This window comes from Marinobacterium sp. xm-g-59 (genome assembly GCF_013283315.1).
Taxonomy (GTDB): Bacteria; Pseudomonadota; Gammaproteobacteria; order Pseudomonadales; family Balneatricaceae; genus Marinobacterium_E.
Window position 1 is genome coordinate 1 of sequence record NZ_WBYR01000001.1, and the last position, 16,786, is coordinate 16,786.

Consider the following 16,786-nt stretch of genomic DNA (forward strand, 5'->3'; position numbering starts at 1 on the left):
CGGATAAGAGGATTTAATCTGCTGACCTTGGTGGTCAACAACGTACCGTTCAAGGACGGTGAGCAAGTACAGGATCAATCAGACAGGAATGCCGCCTGATGCCGTACACCAGATTTGACAATATCTCTCATTGTAATATCAAAATAGCGTTTACCATTTTGACTATCTATTGTGACGTTAAAATGTTCAGGTCCTTTGAAGGTATACAAATTCAAAAGTGTCGATTTAAATTCACTATCATTTTCTTCGTCGAAGAGGCCTAAAAATCCCTTAATAGAGATAAATTCACTAACCGGTAAATCTAGTATCTCTCGCAAGGTTGCAGATGGACGCACTTTTTCATTGATTGGGTCTATCTCAAAGAGACCAATGCCCGATGTATCTGTCGTGATGTTGAGTTTTCGAATGGCCAGATCTGCATCAGATCGAGACTTCAAAACTCTATCTTGGTTTCGTTTCTCCAAGCTTATATCTTGAATAAACAGGTTGTCATTGTTCTCAGGGTCAACGCCAATACGGTCGATTTTCCACCAAATGGTTTCAGTTTTCGAAAGGTTTAATGGAATTTCGCAGCTGTCAATTTTGCCCTGTAAGAGATAGTTAATTGCCTCTTTGTGCGATGGTTTTACTCTCTCTACTAATTGATGAACTGCAAAATCGGTAGAGGGAAAATTAACGCTATGACCCTTGAAAGCGAAGTGGATAGTCTCTGACTCTTGGTGCACTGTGGCCAGATCGAAACCTGACTTTTCAGCCGCCTGTTCCAATGTCTGCATTAATGCTGTATTGATCTTCTCAAATTGCTCTGCTTGACGCTTAGCCTTTAGAGCTATCAGTCCACGTTCAAGCGTATCAGTTTGATCAATCAGTGAACCAAATAGAAAACCTTGTTTATCGGCATTAACCGTCAATAATACTTTTTTGGCAGTGGTTGAATTGTCATTAATGCTGACCATTGATCTGAAGGGTTGATCATCCAGAGGTGTTAGATCTTCAAGTCGTGCCGGTTGATCGTTTAAAGATATTTTTCCTAAAAGTCCCTGTAATGTCAGCTTGGTCTGTTGATCAATGCCCAACAAACTCTTAAGTTGTTGGTTACTCCATAAAGAACCTTGCGCATCCATCTGCTCGAAAAGAGCGATCTCTGAAACAGCGGATACTTTCTCAAAGCGGTTAACGGCTTGTTCTAATTCAGAGCGGTTTTGGATAAGTTTCAGTTTAGCAAAATTTAGCTGTCTAATTTTAAGTGCAATAAAGCTAGCGACGAAGGCAACCATGGCTAATGTAAGCAGAACTCGATCGGTTACGATTGTCTGGGTATAGGGGCTGATAGAGAACTCTACTGCGTTCAGTATCAAGGCAATGGGCAAAAAGAGACAGAATAGCCTGTAGGGTAGAGTGATGGCAGCAGCGAGTAGGGCAAGGGATATGACAATGCCCGGCCTCAAAAACGCGTCGGGTGCTAAGTTTACAAAGAGTAATTGTCCAATGAAGAGTGCAACCGGAATGAGATGAGAGATCTGAAAAGGCTCTCTCTCTGTTTTATCGATGTTTAGCCAAGTGATGAAGATTCGCGCACTTAAGATCGCGATAAAGGCCGGTAAGAACTGTTCAGCAAAGCTAATGTAACTCAGTTTTCCATCAAGATAAGCTATGAAAAGCGATCCGATGATCACCGAAAGTACACCCAGTAAACGCTTGCTTAGAATCTCTCTCTTCCAGTCATCAAAAATGGGGGTGCTAGTGTGCACAACGACGGTAACCACAATGGCAACAATGACCCCTTTGATAAGTGTTTGCTCTAGTGATTCAGCTGTCAGATGCCAAAGGAGTGGGAGATACCCCAAAAGGTAGAGCCCAATTTGGCGATTACGCAGGATTAGGCTTTTAGACGCTTTTGCCGAGGCCGCGACAAGCACCACGGGTGAAAACAGTCCAATATCGAACCAAGTAACACGATGAGAAGCGTCGAAGAAAAGTATGGGGTCAAACCAGCACTGGCCAATCCGACGAATAACGCTAAAGCCAGTGAGTAGATTGGGTGGCGTAACAGATTGCTTAGATGTGAATTCATAGACTGCATACTTATGAGTAATTAAGCGTTAATAAGAACACTATTCTTAGCAAATTTTGTGCCATCTAATCTGTGTCTCTTCGGCTTTTTCGGTTTGTTATAAACTCATTATAGTTGGAGTTTAAGAAGTGAGGCCCTCTGAATTTATACCAATTTGGTCTTATCTAGGTTTTTATAAGAAAAAAAACGCGCCCGAAGGCGCGTTTTTTGTGAGCAGTGTCTAACGATTAAACGTTAGCGAACTGGTTCATTGTGTTGTCTTTACCGCCCGCTTTAAGAGCCGCATCACCTGCGAAGTACTCTTTGTGGTCGTCGCCGATGTTAGAACCAGCCATGTCCTGGTGCTTAACAGTCGCGATACCCTGACGGATCTCTTTACGCTGAACGCCGCCTGCGTATGCAAGCATGCCTTCGTCACCGAAGTAACCTTTCGCTAGGTTATCAGTTGATAGAGCAGCCGTGTGGTAAGTCGGTAGCGTGATGAGGTGGTGGAAAATACCCGCTTCACGTGATGCATCAGCCTGGAAGCTCTGGATTTTAGCGTCCGCTTCTTTACCTAGATCTGTTTCATCGTAATCAGCACTCATTAGTTTAGCGCGATCGTAGGCTGAAACATCTTTACCTTCAGCAGTCCAAGCATCAAACACTTGCTGACGGAAGTTTAGAGTCCAGTTGAACGAAGGTGAGTTGTTGTAAACAAGTTTCGCATTTGGAATCACTTCACGGATGCGGTTAACCATGCCAGCGATCTGCTGAACGTGTGGTTTTTCAGTTTCGATCCATAGAAGGTCAGCACCGTTTTGTAGTGACGTGATACAGTCAAGAACAACACGGTCTTCGCCTGAACCCGCTTTGAACTGGAATAGGCCAGACTGAAGACGCTTAGGCTTCATTAGTTGGCCGTTCGCTTTAACGACTACATCACCGTTGTTGATGTCTTCAGGACCGTTGATTACGTCGCCATCTAGGAAGCTGTTGTAAAGGTCACCTAGGTCGCCTGGCTCGTTAGTCACAGCGATCTGCTTAGTTAGGCCAGCACCTAGAGAGTCAGTACGTGCAACGATTACACCGTCATCTACACCAAGTTCAAGGAATGCGTAACGTACAGCGTTGATCTTAGCTAGGAAGTCAGAGTGAGGTACAGTAACTTTACCGTCCTGGTGACCACACTGTTTCTCATCAGAAACCTGGTTCTCTAGCTGGATACAACATGCACCGGCTTCGATCATTTTCTTAGCTAGCAGGTAAGTTGCTTCAGCGTTACCGAAACCAGCATCGATATCAGCAATGATTGGAACGATGTGAGTCTCGAAGCTATCGATCTTAGCGATGATCTCTTGCTCTTTAGTGTTGTTGCCAGCGTCACGTGCAGCGTCTAGCTCACGGTAAAGGTGGTTAAGTTCCCACGCATCCGCTTGCTTAAGGAAGGTGTAAAGCTCTTCGATAAGCATTGGCACAGACGTTTTCTCGTGCATTGATTGGTCAGGAAGTGGACCGAACTCTGAACGTAGAGCCGCAACCATCCAGCCAGATAGGTAAAGGTAGCGCTTGTCAGTAGAACCGAAGTGCTTCTTGATAGAGATTAGTTTCTGTTGACCGATGAAACCGTGCCAGCAACCTAGAGACTGAGTGTATTTAGATGTATCAGCATCGTAATCAGCCATATCTTTGCGCATGATCGCTGCAGTGTATTTAGCGATATCTAGACCCGAGTGGAAACGGTTCTGAAGTTTCATGCGTGCAGCAGATTCAGCATTGATTGCTGACCAAGTGCCGCCGTACTGGTTACAAGTCGCTTGTTGAGCTTCAATCTCTTGTTTGTATGTAGACATATCTCATCCTCAATAATGGGTACCTGTGCACCCGAATGTGTTAAATCTCTGTCGGTTCAAAAAAATCAAACCTGACCGATGGCGACATCATGAGGATTGCTGCACCTGCTGTCAAAGTGCTTTTGTGCATAGCTGCATAGAATGGAGGGTGTCAGTTAGGGGGTGGTCGTATTTCTTGTAGTTAAACTACAAGCAGTCAATGTGGTGATATTTGTTTTAATTTATATAAAACAATAACTTACTTTAATATAGACTATGGTTTAGCGACTTAAGTTTAATAGTAAATGGTCGTAAATTGTCTGTTTTTACAGCGATTAAATACTCTTTTTATATACCAATTTCTTCTATAAGACCTTTGGTGCATGGCAAGAAGTTGTAGGTGGAAAATAGTATAAAAGCGACATAAGCTGTCCTTTGGCGAACCGCTGGTTTAATGTGAAGGCACGATTACCTACTGAATGGCTCCCTGAGTAAAGAGCTGTTTGATGAGCGATGACTCGCCAATCTTGTACTGATTAGCTGATAGGTAACCTTGATTGGCTAGCTGTTTAGCAAGTTCTATCTCTGCGTCATCGACCTCTAGCTGAACGCCGTTACAGAAGAGTTTGAACTGTTCACCATCAGAATAGAGCAGGCGGTTGTTTGGGAGAAGCTCGATACCGTCCTCGGTGGCGCCCAGTATCCAATCATCGTAATCCTCTGGGTCAAGCTGTTCAGTTTGATCAGGATACTTAGGTTCTGAAAACAAGGACCCTAAAGCGCTTTCAAGCTGTTCCCGATTGGATAAAAGTGCTTTTAGGCGCTGTTCGATTTGAGTGATGGACGCTTGATCGATCTCCCCCGGCGATTGGCAAAGAGTTCGTTTAGGATCACTAAACCGGTGTTCGCTAGTCAGGGCTTCACCGATGCTGTCTGATACGGTTCGCAGTATCTCGGCATCGGATGGTGCTCTGAATCCTGCAGAGTAGGTGACGCAATCTTCACTGGTTGCTATGCCGTTATGAGCGACTTGTGGAGGGAGGTAGAGCATATCGCCCGGCTCCAGATCAAAGCTCTCTAGGCATTGGAATTCACTCAGAATCATAACCGGCGCATCCGGTAAACGGGGTGATTGGCTGGATTCGATAGCACCCAACTCCCAGCGACGTGTCCCTTTAGCCTGAATTAAAAAGACATCGTAGTTGTCATAGTGTGGTCCAACACCACCACCCGGCGTTGCATAGCTGATCATCAGATCATCGATGCGCCAGTTAGGGACAAAGTTGAAGGCATCTAGCAATGCTTTTGCTTCGGGGGAGTAGTGGTCTACGGCTTGCACTAGAAGCGTCCAGTGCGATTCTGGAAGATGTGCGAAGGTCTCCTCATTTAGAGGACCACATTCCAACTGGTATTCTGAGCTGTCCGGTTTGAATTGAATCAGTCTCGATTCGACTTCCTCTTCGAGGGATAAGCCTGCCAATTCATCAGAGCTGACAACGGGTTCAAGGTCGGGAAATGCATTGCGAATTAGCACTGGTTTCTGTTGCCAATAGTCACGCAGAAACGTCTCAACCGTTAAATCACCCCAGTTAATTGTGTACATAGCCAATCCTTTAAAAATGATGGCTTCATTTTAAATTAAAGGGCCGGTGGGTGATATCTACTTTGTTAAGAATTCCAGTGACTGGCTTTAGCCTGTCATCTGCTTTATCGGTGTTTTCCAGATAGGTATTAAATTCTAACTGCGGATGACAGGCTGAAGGCCAGTCACCGTCGCTACTAGCTAGATGCATACGAAAATTAATCGCGACCTCTTCGAGATCGCTCCAACAACCTAACTGCGGATGACAGGCTGAAGGCCAGTCACCAATAGATGAATTAGATAGACCGATCCTGGGTGAGCTACTATTATTCAGTGATGAATGAATTACAGATTACACGAGTCGATTACCTAGACCCGCAACAGGGTAAAGATCTTGTCACTCTATTAAATGCCTATGCATTGGATCCCTTGGGGGGTGACACTCCGCTTAGTGATGAAGTGAAGCAGGCTCTTCCTGCTAAATTAGCTGAGGTAGACGGTGCAAATAGCTTTATTGCCTATGTGAATGATCAGCCAGTGGGGCTGCTTAATGCCTTTATGGGCTTTAGCACCTTTAATGCCGCTCCATTGATCAATATTCACGACGTTTATGTGGCACCCCAAGCGAGAGGTAAGGGTGTTGTCGATGCACTCTTTGCTGCTATCGAAGCGGTGGCTAAGGAGTTGAACTGCTGCAAAATTACCTTGGAAGTATTAGAGGAGAATGGCGTTGCTCAGTCTGCTTACAAACGGTTGGGCTATAAAGGCTACGATCTTGGTGAACTAGGGGGTGAAGCCCTCTTTTGGCAGAAAAAACTGTCGTGAAAATCCCTCTTATCATCCTCCCCAAGCTCTCTAAAAAGAGCTTTTTGGTTGTTTTCATAATATTGACGGCATTTACTCTGTTCAATGTGAATAAGAGTTATAAAACCTATACGGTGCTTAACAATGCGAGGTTGTTGGGTTCTGAGACCGCTGCAGATATCCGTGCTAAAGATACACTGAGTGATTTAATTGACCATTATCAGGTTTCATTAGAGGGATTGGTAGGGGTGCTAGGTGCGCCGTTGCCAGAGAAGAGCTCAACGTTAAAATCGATTGCGGAGAGTCGAGGTATGAGTGAACTGACTCTGATTGCTAAGGTTCAGTCTTTAGTTCCCCAGTCAGGTGATTTGCAGCAGAGTGATGATGGCTCTTGGTCAGCGTCGCTCAATGAGCTCTTGTATGAGGGGTTGGCTCTTTATGGTCTTCCTATCGTGCTAGCGGTTGTATTACTTGGTGCTTTAGGTTTGCCTGTACCAGCGGGTCCAATGACCGGAATAGTGGGGCTAATGGCCTTCTCAGGTCTGTTCGATGCTTTTTTTGCGGCTGTTGGGATAGTGGTTGCAGCGTTTTTAGGTGATGTTCTGTTGTTTGAGTTGGGTCGACGAATGGATACCGCTTGGTTCGATAAGCACGGCGCAAAATTTGGTTTCAATAAGAAGAGTCGTCACAGGGTAGAGCATCTTTTTCACCGTTGGGGCTCTTTGACACTAATACTGTCGAGATCTTTGGTGGCGCACATCAGTGCAGTTGTCAGCCTGATGGCAGGTGCCTCTTCATTAGGTCGAACAAAATACTGGCTAAACTGTCTAATAGGTCGGCTTGGTTGGTTGTTAATCTATTTTGGTTTTGGGTATTTCGTTGGGGATAATCTTGCAATGGCAGGTAGCTTCTTGGGATACCTGAGTTTAAGTTTGTTGGGGCTGTTACTGATCATTGTGCTCTTTGATCAGTACCACAAGCAAAGTCATAGAGTGGTATGAGGTAACCAGGGAAGCTATGTTTGAATCGGTTCGTTCTTTAACAATGGAAGCGGCACTTGAATTGGCTAAAACCGTTCAAGCTGAAGCGGATACTCAAGGGTTCGCCATGAATGTGGTTGTCGTCGATCGCTCAGGTCTGCCTTTAGTGGTACTCAGAAACCCTAAGGCGCCGGATGCCTCTTTGGAGTTTGCGGAGCGTAAAGCTTACACCGCTGCGAGCTATGGCTGGCCAACCGCTAAGTGGCAGGAGATTGTGGGTGAGCGTCCATTGGTGATGCAGGGGCTAGCGCAAAATCCTAAAGTCTCTCTGATCGCTGGTGGTCTACCCGTTAAGCTGGGCGATGAAACCATCGGGGGGCTAGGGGTAGCAGGTGCTAAAGCGCCAGAGGATCATGCGGTTGCTGCTGCGGGTTTAGAGGCGTTTTTGGAAAAGCCTTAATGCGTGTGTGAAAGGGAAGACGAGTTCAATAGATTGTTGTTGGAGCCTTATCGAAGATGAGGCGATGTCCGGTTTCGCGCGTTAGCTTCCCTTGTTTTCGCGATCCAGGGTCTCTTCGACGGCGTTGAGAATGCCTCGTAACATACCCATCTCGGTTTTCTCTGGACGGGTGCGATTGAAGTAGCGTTTCAGTTTATCCAATACGCGTCCTTCGTGTTGAGGGATGATAAAGCTGACTCGACGTAGCACGCGCTCTAGGTGTTCAAAGAATAGAACCATCTCATGTTGGCGCGGGTAGGGTGCCTCTTCAACTTTTTCAGGTGCTAGGCGACTGGCACGGCGTAACTCATAGCAAACCAGTTGAATCGCCTGTGAAACATTCAAAACCGGGTAGTCTGGGTTGGCATCAATAAACAGGTGTCGATTACACATCAGCATCTCTTTATTGTTTAAACCCATGGTCTCGCGCCCAAAGATGATCGCGACTTCGCCGGAGTGTGATTCAGTATGAATCTGTTGTGCAGCGCTCTCTAAGTCTTGCAAGGGGAGGTCGAAGGTTCTTTCACGAGCACTGGTGCCGACCACCAGCTGACAGTCTGCAATCGCCTCTTCGAGGGTTGCAACCACCTTCGCACTCTCCAATAAATCTTTAGCGCCAGCGGCACGCGAAGTGGCCTCTTCACTTGGAAACTCACGAGGGTTGACTAGCCAGAGTTGGCCCAGTCCCATGTTCTTCAGTGCGCGAGCCGCCGCTCCAATGTTTCCAGGGTGGAAGGTCTCGACTAAAACAATTCGAATGTTGTTCAGCATGATGGGTGATCTGTTGTGTTAAACAATAAAAACGCCCCATAAGGAGCGTTTTATTCAGCGCTTCATCGATTAGATGCGAGACGCTTGTTCTGCTGCATTACCGACGTAAGTACCCGGTGTCAGTGTGCGAAGCTCTGCTTTAGCGGACTCTGGGATCTCAAGTGTTTCGATGAAATCGAGCATCACCTCTTTAGTCATCCCTTTACCGCGAGTCAGTGCTTTTAGCTTCTCATACGGCTCTTCAATCGCATAACGGCGCATCACTGTCTGAATAGGCTCAGCTAGCACTTCCCAGCTGTTGTCTAGATCTTCATCTAGGCGTGCCGCGTTCACTTCAAGTTTGCTAATGCCTTTCAGTGTCGATGCATAGGCAATCAGACTGTGGCCAAACCCGACACCTAGGTTACGCAGTACGGTTGAGTCTGTTAGATCGCGCTGCCAGCGAGAGATTGGCAGTTTCATGGTCAGGTGGCCCATTACTGCGTTCGCGATGCCCAAGTTGCCCTCTGAGTTTTCAAAATCAATTGGGTTAACTTTATGTGGCATGGTTGATGAACCCACTTCGCCAGCAATCGTTTTCTGCTTGAAGTAACCCCAGGCGATGTAGCCCCAAACGTCACGATCAAAGTCGATCAGGATGGTGTTGTAACGACAGACTAGGTCGAACAACTCAGCAATGTAGTCGTGAGGTTCAATCTGCGTCGTGTAGGGGTTGAAGTTCAATCCTAGACCTTCAATAAAGCTCTTGGCATTCGCTTCCCAGTCGATCTCTGGGTATGCGCTTAGGTGGGCATTGTAGTTACCAACGGCACCGTTAATCTTGCCAAGGTACTCGATGCTGTCTAGCTGCTTGATTTGACGACGCAGACGGTAAGCTACGTTAGCCATCTCTTTACCTAAGGTCGATGGTGAAGCTGTCTGGCCGTGGGTGCGCGATAGCATTGGCTGAGTGGCAAAATCTTGTCCGATCTTTGCAATGGCCTGTTCAATCGCTTCCATCTCTGTGCGCATTACGGCGACGCCGTTTTTCAGCATCAGTGCGTGAGACAGGTTGTTAATATCTTCGCTGGTACAAGCGAAGTGAACAAATTCGCTGATCGCGTTGAGTTCGGCATTGCCAGAGATCTGCTCTTTAATGAAATACTCAACCGCTTTTACATCGTGGTTGGTGGTGCGCTCGATCTCTTTGATGCGCTCAGCCTGTTCTAAAGAGAATTCTGCAACCAGTGTATCTAACAGTGCATTGGCTTCGCTGCTTAATGCAGGGACTTCAGTGATCTGCGGATGTGAAGCTAATTGCTGCAACCAACGGATCTCAACTTCAACACGGAAGCGGATCAATCCGAATTCGCTAAAAATAGTACGAAGGGCAGAGGTTTTGCTTCCGTAGCGGCCATCAACGGGCGATACGGCTGTTAGAGCAGTGAGTTCCATGAATGGGGTCTCTTGAATAGCGTGAATTTAAGGGTCGAGATTATATAGAAAAAAGCAGAGGTTGGGGAGTGTCTAAGGTTGTGGTGACAGGCTTTAGCCTGTCATCCGCTCTATCAGCAATTTCCAGCGCCTCCATTGGAAGCCCGTCAGTGGATGACAGGCTAAAAGCCAGTCACCGCAACTTCGCGCTAATTCGCTCCCACATCCGAGTTCCGTACTATATTTCTACGAAGCACAATTGTAGTAGCGAATTCAGCGAAGCTGAAACCGCAAAAGAACCTCGCAACGATCCTTAATTAATTCCGCTTCAGCTCTTGAAGAGCGTCACCGACGCGCGATCTAAAGAAGATCAGATGCCAGCGTTGGCCGCCAACCTGTCTCCAAAGAATAGCCGCTCGAATGCCTGCCAGTAGAAGGGCGCGTATGCGGGCTGCATTTTCATTGTTCTGCAGATTGCGTGGGTCACCCTGTACCTGAATTCTGAAATTAAAGTTGCTGATCGTCTCTTGATAGAGAGCGTCAATACCAGCTAGTACTGAACTGTGAGTAAATCGACTGGCATCGGTCGGTTCGTCATCACGGTGATTGTTCAGCCAGAAGTAGTCCGCTTTTTTTGCAAGCTCATCCAGACGCTCTGAAATGGTATTCAGGTAGTCGCTGTTCTTGGCCAGTTTGCGCTCCAATGTGATCAGGCTTAGTGCGTAGCGCATCACCATTGGTGAGTAAGCATTCTCTTTTTTATCAATAATTTGCTGTATTGAATTAAAGCCGTCATTAAGATTGATTTTAAGTTGCTGCCGGCCGCCGAAGATATCCTCAGTCGTAGCTGGGTTCATCTCGAACAGTGACGCGATAGAGACTTCGAAACTGCTGCTTGAACAGCTCCCTTGGCGCGCAATCTGATCGACGAGGTGGGCTGCTTGAAAGATGGCAGCCATTGCGATCGCCTGCTCCTGTTTTGCCCTCGACATCTATCTATCCCCCCAAGTCAGATCTCGTGAACTCTGTTCAATGACACCGCCGCCTAAGCAGAGATCGCCTTGATAGAGAACTAGTGATTGTCCCGGTGTAACTGCTCGTTGAGGTTGGTCGAAATAGACCTTGTAGCCCTTTTCATGCTTTTCGATGCGGCAGGCTTGATCCGCTTGTCGGTAACGGACTTTTGCGGTGCAACTCATCGGTAGCTGAGGCTCTTCACCGTTGATCCAAAAAATCTCGGACGCATAGAGCCAATCACTGTAGAGCAGCTCATTATCGATGCCTTGCACTGCGATCAGTTCATTAGCGTTCAAGTCTTTACCCGCCACGAACCATGGATCTTCGGAGTAGTTGGCCAGGCCGCCAATGCCGAGGCCCTGACGCTGCCCAAGGGTGTAGTACATCAAGCCCTGGTGTTTTCCGATGACATCCCCAGTGGGTGTGACGATATTGCCTGGTTGAGCGGGGATGTACTGTTTTAAGAAATCGGTAAAGCGACGTTCACCGATGAAACAGATACCCGTGCTGTCCTTCTTTTTGGCGGTAATTAAATCGAGCTGTTCTGCAATCTCACGAACCTTAGGTTTCTCCAACTCACCAACAGGGAATAGCGTCATGGCCAGCTCTTGGTGGCCCACCTGGTGTAAGAAATAGCTCTGATCCTTGTTGGGATCTAGACCTTTTAACAGCTCGCCCTTCTCACCCTGCAGGCGACGACGTGTGTAGTGACCGGTTGCGATCATGTCGGCACCCAGTAGTTGGGCATACTCAAGAAAGGCTTTGAATTTGATTTCACGGTTGCAGAGGATATCTGGGTTGGGGGTGCGACCCGCTTTGTACTCTTCTAAAAAGTGTTCGAAGACGTTGTCCCAATACTCTGCAGCAAAGTTAGCCGTATGAAGCTTGATCTCAAGTTTGTCGCACACTGCTTGTGCATCGGCAAGATCCTCAAGAGCGGTACAGTACTCAGTACCGTCGTCCTCTTCCCAGTTTTTCATGAACAGACCTTCAACTTGGTAGCCCTGTTCTTTTAAAAGGTATGCAGAGACAGAGGAGTCCACGCCGCCAGACATGCCGACAATAACTTTTGTCTCGGTGATCGATTTTGTGCTCATGAAGTCAGTCTAATTGATCGTGTATTAAATTAAGTGGGTAGCGTTTGCCTGCCAAATAGTCATCGATGCAGTCCAGTACCAGGTGGCTGCGTAAACGGTGCTTGTTCTCTGCTACCTCATCGCGCGTCATCCAGACCGCTTGGAGAATCCCCTCATCCAATGCCTGTTCAGGGTTATGCGACAGCGCATTCGCGATAAAAGTCACCCTATGGAAGGTGAGATCTAATTCAGGCACGCGGTAGACATAGAGTCCCAGTAGGGCATCCAGTTCAACGCTCCATGCGGTCTCCTCTTCGGTTTCACGCAGTGCTGCTTGAAACAGAGTTTCTCCATTTTCAACATGGCCAGCTGGCTGGTTAAGCACCTTTTGATCGCCGTTGATGATCTCTTCTACCAGTAAAAAGCGATTCTCTTTCTCAACAATTGTTGCGACGGTCGCATGTGGAAACCAGCGGTTTGGTTTGGAGTCGTGCATCGTTTAACTATCTGCAATAAAATAGCTGATTATCATATCAGATTTTAAGCCGTTTCTAGGCGGTGTTTCTTAATTTTGAGGTCAGAATGCAAGATCGCATTGAAGTCGTTACGCAACCGATTGACAGTTCAGATGGTTTGACTTGGTTGAAAGAGTCACCAGAAGGGGTGGGGGCACTGGTCTCATTCACAGGCATGGTGCGTGAATTGCCGGATGCCGATTTAGAGTTCATGGAGCTAGAGCACTACCCAGGCATGACTGAAAAGGCCTTAGCCAATATAGCGACTCAAGCACGAGAACGTTGGCCGCTAAAACGTATCTATATTGTGCACCGAGTCGGTCCTATGGGGCTGTCCGAAGAGGTTGTGCAAGTGGCTGTGAGTTCGGCGCATCGCAATGCTGCATTTGAAGCGGCCAGCTTTATTATGGATTATCTAAAACGTGACGCGCCGTTTTGGAAGCGTGAGGTGAGTGATAAAGGATCGGTTTGGGTCGAGCAGAAAGCTAGCGACGTCGAGGCCGCGAAGAGCTGGGGCGACCGCTAGTCCGCCTGTTATTCGCAGGTTGAGTTCTCTTTTTAGGCAGTGGTGCTAGGTTAACGTCCAACTTTCGCCACTCGCCTGGTGCTAAATCATCGATTGTCCACTCACCCACGGCATAGCGAATCAAACGTAAGGTTGGAAATCCGACGGCCGCCGTCATTCGTCTGACTTGGCGGTTTTTCCCTTCACTGATGACCAGCTCAATCCAGCTGGTTGGTATGTTTTTGCGCTCACGAATCGGTGGTGTTCTTGGCCAGGGTTCATCGATCTGGATGATGTTTGCTTTGGCGGGGCGGGTTAAGCCATCTTTTAACTCTACCCCTTGTCTTAGCTGATCCAAAGCCTGTTCAGTGATACTGCCCTCTACTTGAACCCAGTAGGTTTTGGGGAGTTTGAACTTAGGATGTGCGAGCCGGTGCTGCAGTTCGCCGTCACTGGTTAAGACCAGTAGTCCTTCGGAATCGTAATCTAAACGGCCTGCGGCGTAGATTTTGGGGATATCAATGAACTGTGCAAGCGTGTCTCTACCCTGATCATCGGTAAAGGTGGGTAGGACATTAAAGGGTTTGTTCAGTAGATAGAGGGTAGACATAGGGTAGGAGTACTCAAAACGTATCGCGCAGTGTACGCGATAAGTCTGCCAGCCCCAAGTCCCAGAATGAGCCCTTTTAGGCTACGTCGAACTGAATATTGATAGCGTGGTAGCCGCTCTCGACGGGTTTAGCGTCAAAGACGACCTCTTGACCCGCTTTAAGGGTTTTATAGCCCTCTTTCTGAATAGCACTGAAGTGTACGAAAAGCTCCTGATCAAACTGATCACACAGAATAAATCCAAAACCTTTGACGTTGTTGAACCACTTCACCTGACCTCTATGCATGACATCCTCCTATGCAATCTGATCTGTAACATGAGTGCGTAAACTGGTTAAATGAACGATCCGTAATGGGTTCAACACACTGACTGTTTGTTACACTTAAAGAGTATTTAGCGGGCGCTGGGTAATGAAGCGCTTTTCGAAAAATGCATAAACTCTAAAGCGGTAATTTTTTATATTTAGATTAATTTGGTGAAAATGAGTATTACAAAGCGTCATGCACAGCCTGAAATGTCCGATCAAGACGACGATCAACAGCATCCACCGGGATTGGCCACGGCTGAGGCGAAACCTGAATTGAAGCAACCCTCGCTCTATCGAGTGCTGCTCATGAACGATGACTACACGCCGATGGAGTTTGTGGTTCAAGTGTTAATGGGCTTCTTTAACATGAGCGAAGAGAAAGCCACTCAAGTGATGTTGGCCGTTCATACCCAAGGCAAAGGCGTCTGTGGCGTCTATACTAAAGATGTTGCTGAGACAAAAGCGGCACAAGTTAATCAGTATTCACGTGACAATAAACATCCGCTACTCTGTGAAGTAGAGCAGGCATAAGGAGATTCGCTATGTTGAATCGAGAGTTAGAAGATACTCTAAGTCAGGCTTTTCAATCAGCCAGTACGTCTCGTCACGAGTTTTTGACCGTTGAACATCTGTTATTGGCCTTGATCGATAATCGTCATGCGTTTGAAGTACTGGCTGCCTGCGGGGCTGACTTTGATGCACTGGTCAATCAGCTGCACAACTTCCTTAAAGAGACAACGCCTCAGCTTCCCGATAATGTCGAAGCGTCCGAAACCCAGCCAACACTTGGTTTTCAGCGTGTCCTTCAGCGCGCGGTATTTCATGTCCAGTCGTCGGGCAAGACCGAGGTCACCGGCGCCAATGTTCTGGTTGCTATTTTCAGTGAGCAAGAGAGCCAAGCTGTTTACTTCCTTAAGATGCAAGGGATAGAGCGGTTGGACGTCGTGAACTTTTTATCGCATGGCGTTTCGGACAGTGAGTCAGACAATGAGCAGCAGTCTGCTGCAGCGGATGCGAAAGATGAGCAGAAACAGGAGAGTGCGCTCTCTAAGTATGCGATCAATTTAAACAAACAGGCAGCGGTTGGTCAGATCGACCCGCTGGTGGGGCGTGACTCAGAGGTTGAGCGTGTTGTTCAGATTCTGTCTCGTCGTCGCAAGAATAATCCGCTGTTAGTGGGTGAGGCCGGTGTCGGTAAGACAGCCATTGCAGAGGGTTTGGCGAAGCTAATCATTGAAGAGCAAGTGCCTGATGTGATTGCCAATTCAGTTGTCTACTCCTTAGATTTGGGTGCGCTGGTTGCTGGGACGAAGTATCGTGGCGACTTTGAAAAACGCCTTAAGTCACTGCTAAACGAGATCAAAGATCAGCGCGAAGCGATTCTGTTCATTGATGAGATTCACACCATTATTGGCGCCGGCGCCACTTCGGGTGGCTCTATGGATGCCAGTAATCTGCTCAAGCCTCTATTAAGCTCAGGTCAGTTGCGCTGTATTGGATCAACGACTTTCCAAGAGTTCCGCGGCATTTTTGAGAAAGATCGCGCCTTGGCACGCCGTTTCCAAAAAGTGGACGTGTTAGAGCCTAGTGTCGAAGATACCTACCAAATTTTGAAAGGTCTTCGATCACGCTTTGAAGAGCATCACGAGATACGTTACACCGATGCTGCCCTGAAGTCGGCGGCTGAAATGGCGGATCGTTACATCAATGAGAAGCATCTTCCAGACAAGGCGATCGATGTCATCGATGAGGCGGGTGCTTATCAGCGACTCATTCCTGAAGAGGATCGAGTTGAAGCGATTGATGTGCCCGAAATCGAGACGATTGTCGCTAAGATCGCTCGAATCCCGCCTAAGTCGGTTTCAGCTTCTGACAAGCAACAACTGGCTAAGCTTGATACCAATTTGAAAATGGTTGTTTTGGGTCAGGATGAAGCGATCGATAACCTGTCGGCGGCAATCAAGCTATCACGTGCTGGACTTAAAGAGCCCAACAAGCCGGTCGGTAGCTTCTTATTTGCCGGGCCAACAGGTGTGGGTAAAACCGAGGTGACATCGCAACTGGCTCGTATTTTAGGTATTGAGCTGATTCGTTTTGATATGTCGGAATACATGGAGCGTCATACTGTCTCCCGATTGATCGGTGCGCCACCAGGGTACGTTGGTTTTGACCAGGGGGGTCTGTTGACCGAGGCGGTGACTAAATCACCGCACGCTGTTGTGCTGCTTGATGAGATAGAGAAAGCTCACCCCGAAGTCTTTAACCTACTGTTGCAGGTGATGGACAACGGTACCTTGACCGACAACAACGGTCGTAAAGCTGATTTCCGTAACGTGATTCTGATCATGACCACCAATGCCGGTGCTGAGGATATGGGACGTGCCAGCTTTGGTTTTGCTAAACAAGACCACAGCAGTGACGGTATGGAGGCGATTAAACGACTCTTTACACCTGAATTCCGTAACCGTTTGGACTCTATCGTTCAGTTCAAAGCGCTGACGAGAGAGATCGTGCGTGGTGTGGTTGATAAGTTCCTTATGGAGCTACAGGTTCAGCTAGACGATAAAAAGGTCAGTATTCATGCCAGTGATGAAGCCTGCGATTGGCTGGCCGAGCATGGCTATGATGAGAAGATGGGTGCGCGTCCAATGCGTCGCCTAATTCAAGAGAAGATCAAAAAGCCGTTGGCCGAGAAGATCCTGTTTGGTGAACTGTCGGAAGAGGGCGGATCCGTTGAGATTGTAGTGAACCCTGAAGGTGAACTCGATCTTGAAACCAGCACAGAAACAAAAATGGCCACTGTATAGTGGCCATTTTTTTGT

General features: G+C 47.4%; 16 protein-coding genes. 6 read left to right on the forward strand and 10 right to left on the reverse strand.

Annotation, left to right across the window (positions count from 1 at the left end; translation table 11 throughout):
* Positions 1-74: 74 nt before the first annotated feature.
* From XMG59_RS00005 to XMG59_RS00015, 3 genes are all read right to left on the reverse strand, one after another.
* Positions 75-1,922 carry a hypothetical protein gene (locus tag XMG59_RS00005; RefSeq protein WP_173497997.1) on the reverse strand — a complete coding sequence of 616 codons (1,848 nt, stop codon included), beginning with the start codon at positions 1,920-1,922 and terminating at the stop codon, positions 75-77.
* A gap of 379 nt (positions 1,923-2,301) precedes the next feature.
* The gene (locus XMG59_RS00010) at positions 2,302-3,906 is read right to left on the reverse strand and encodes an isocitrate lyase (RefSeq protein WP_173483676.1); all 1,605 of its coding nucleotides are present in this window, start codon (positions 3,904-3,906) and stop codon (positions 2,302-2,304) included.
* 451 nt (positions 3,907-4,357) lie between these two features.
* On the reverse strand, positions 4,358-5,488 hold the full coding sequence (locus XMG59_RS00015) for a cupin domain-containing protein (RefSeq protein ID WP_173484019.1): 1,131 nt from the start codon (positions 5,486-5,488) through the stop codon (positions 4,358-4,360).
* Between the two features lie 294 nt (positions 5,489-5,782).
* Between XMG59_RS00015 and XMG59_RS00020 the strand changes: the two genes are divergently transcribed.
* Genes XMG59_RS00020 through XMG59_RS00030 form a run of 3 tightly spaced genes read left to right on the forward strand, consistent with a single transcriptional unit; the run spans position 5,783 to position 7,711 of the window.
* Positions 5,783-6,292: a GNAT family N-acetyltransferase gene (locus XMG59_RS00020; RefSeq protein WP_371731437.1), complete on the forward strand. Its 510-nt coding sequence runs from the start codon at positions 5,783-5,785 to the stop codon at positions 6,290-6,292.
* Positions 6,289-7,272 (forward strand): VTT domain-containing protein, encoded by a 984-nt coding sequence (locus XMG59_RS12230; protein ID WP_173481050.1) that lies wholly within the window; start codon positions 6,289-6,291, stop codon positions 7,270-7,272. The genes XMG59_RS00020 and XMG59_RS12230 overlap by 4 nt, the downstream gene beginning before the upstream one ends.
* Before the next feature lie 16 nt (positions 7,273-7,288).
* Positions 7,289-7,711 carry a heme-binding protein gene (locus XMG59_RS00030; protein ID WP_173481049.1) on the forward strand — a complete coding sequence of 141 codons (423 nt, stop codon included), beginning with the start codon at positions 7,289-7,291 and terminating at the stop codon, positions 7,709-7,711.
* An 81-nt stretch (positions 7,712-7,792) separates the two neighbouring features.
* Here the strand turns inward: XMG59_RS00030 and XMG59_RS00035 are convergent, their stop codons facing one another.
* From XMG59_RS00035 to XMG59_RS00055, 5 genes are all read right to left on the reverse strand, one after another.
* Positions 7,793-8,521: an RNA methyltransferase gene (locus XMG59_RS00035; protein ID WP_173484018.1), complete on the reverse strand. Its 729-nt coding sequence runs from the start codon at positions 8,519-8,521 to the stop codon at positions 7,793-7,795.
* Positions 8,522-8,590: 69 nt separating this feature from the next.
* Entirely contained in the window at positions 8,591-9,955 is a 1,365-nt protein-coding gene (gene purB / locus XMG59_RS00040) for an adenylosuccinate lyase (RefSeq protein WP_173489209.1), read from the reverse strand.
* Positions 9,956-10,251: 296 nt separating this feature from the next.
* On the reverse strand, positions 10,252-10,926 hold the full coding sequence (hflD, locus tag XMG59_RS00045) for a high frequency lysogenization protein HflD (protein WP_173494478.1): 675 nt from the start codon (positions 10,924-10,926) through the stop codon (positions 10,252-10,254).
* Positions 10,927-12,048 carry a tRNA 2-thiouridine(34) synthase MnmA gene (gene mnmA / locus XMG59_RS00050; RefSeq protein WP_173481045.1) on the reverse strand — a complete coding sequence of 374 codons (1,122 nt, stop codon included), beginning with the start codon at positions 12,046-12,048 and terminating at the stop codon, positions 10,927-10,929.
* Between the two features lie 4 nt (positions 12,049-12,052).
* On the reverse strand, positions 12,053-12,523 hold the full coding sequence (locus tag XMG59_RS00055; protein ID WP_173481044.1) for an NUDIX hydrolase: 471 nt from the start codon (positions 12,521-12,523) through the stop codon (positions 12,053-12,055).
* Between the two features lie 86 nt (positions 12,524-12,609).
* Here XMG59_RS00055 and XMG59_RS00060 point away from each other — a divergent pair, with 86 nt between their 5' ends.
* Positions 12,610-13,068: a molybdenum cofactor biosynthesis protein MoaE gene (locus XMG59_RS00060; RefSeq protein ID WP_173483679.1), complete on the forward strand. Its 459-nt coding sequence runs from the start codon at positions 12,610-12,612 to the stop codon at positions 13,066-13,068.
* Here XMG59_RS00060 and XMG59_RS00065 read toward each other — a convergent pair.
* Together XMG59_RS00065 and XMG59_RS00070 are read right to left on the reverse strand one after the other, a co-directional pair.
* Positions 13,028-13,657 (reverse strand): pseudouridine synthase, encoded by a 630-nt coding sequence (locus XMG59_RS00065; protein ID WP_173481042.1) that lies wholly within the window; start codon positions 13,655-13,657, stop codon positions 13,028-13,030. The genes XMG59_RS00060 and XMG59_RS00065 overlap by 41 nt on opposite strands.
* Before the next feature lie 76 nt (positions 13,658-13,733).
* Positions 13,734-13,943, reverse strand: a complete 210-nt coding sequence (locus XMG59_RS00070) for a cold shock domain-containing protein (protein WP_173481041.1) — start codon at positions 13,941-13,943, stop codon at positions 13,734-13,736.
* Between the two features lie 195 nt (positions 13,944-14,138).
* Here XMG59_RS00070 and clpS point away from each other — a divergent pair, with 195 nt between their 5' ends.
* Both clpS and clpA read left to right on the forward strand, forming a co-directional pair.
* Complete coding sequence (gene clpS, locus XMG59_RS00075; protein WP_217362057.1) at positions 14,139-14,495, forward strand: ATP-dependent Clp protease adapter ClpS; 357 nt, start codon at positions 14,139-14,141, stop codon at positions 14,493-14,495.
* A gap of 11 nt (positions 14,496-14,506) precedes the next feature.
* Positions 14,507-16,771 (forward strand): ATP-dependent Clp protease ATP-binding subunit ClpA, encoded by a 2,265-nt coding sequence (gene clpA / locus XMG59_RS00080; protein WP_173481040.1) that lies wholly within the window; start codon positions 14,507-14,509, stop codon positions 16,769-16,771.
* The last annotated feature ends 15 nt before the right edge of the window (positions 16,772-16,786 follow it).

Coding starts and splice junctions, on each gene's coding strand:
- XMG59_RS00010 (WP_173483676.1), bottom strand. CDS start 3,906: ATGTCTACATACAAACAAGAGATTGAAGCTCAACAAGCGACTTGTAAC.
- XMG59_RS00015 (WP_173484019.1), bottom strand. CDS start 5,488: ATGTACACAATTAACTGGGGTGATTTAACGGTTGAGACGTTTCTGCGT.
- XMG59_RS00030 (WP_173481049.1), top strand. CDS start 7,289: ATGTTTGAATCGGTTCGTTCTTTAACAATGGAAGCGGCACTTGAATTG.
- XMG59_RS00035 (WP_173484018.1), bottom strand. CDS start 8,521: ATGCTGAACAACATTCGAATTGTTTTAGTCGAGACCTTCCACCCTGGA.
- purB (WP_173489209.1), bottom strand. CDS start 9,955: ATGGAACTCACTGCTCTAACAGCCGTATCGCCCGTTGATGGCCGCTAC.
- hflD (WP_173494478.1), bottom strand. CDS start 10,926: ATGTCGAGGGCAAAACAGGAGCAGGCGATCGCAATGGCTGCCATCTTT.
- mnmA (WP_173481045.1), bottom strand. CDS start 12,048: ATGAGCACAAAATCGATCACCGAGACAAAAGTTATTGTCGGCATGTCT.
- XMG59_RS00055 (WP_173481044.1), bottom strand. CDS start 12,523: ATGCACGACTCCAAACCAAACCGCTGGTTTCCACATGCGACCGTCGCA.
- XMG59_RS00060 (WP_173483679.1), top strand. CDS start 12,610: ATGCAAGATCGCATTGAAGTCGTTACGCAACCGATTGACAGTTCAGAT.
- XMG59_RS00065 (WP_173481042.1), bottom strand. CDS start 13,657: ATGTCTACCCTCTATCTACTGAACAAACCCTTTAATGTCCTACCCACC.
- XMG59_RS00070 (WP_173481041.1), bottom strand. CDS start 13,943: ATGCATAGAGGTCAGGTGAAGTGGTTCAACAACGTCAAAGGTTTTGGA.
- clpS (WP_217362057.1), top strand. CDS start 14,139: ATGAGTATTACAAAGCGTCATGCACAGCCTGAAATGTCCGATCAAGAC.
- clpA (WP_173481040.1), top strand. CDS start 14,507: ATGTTGAATCGAGAGTTAGAAGATACTCTAAGTCAGGCTTTTCAATCA.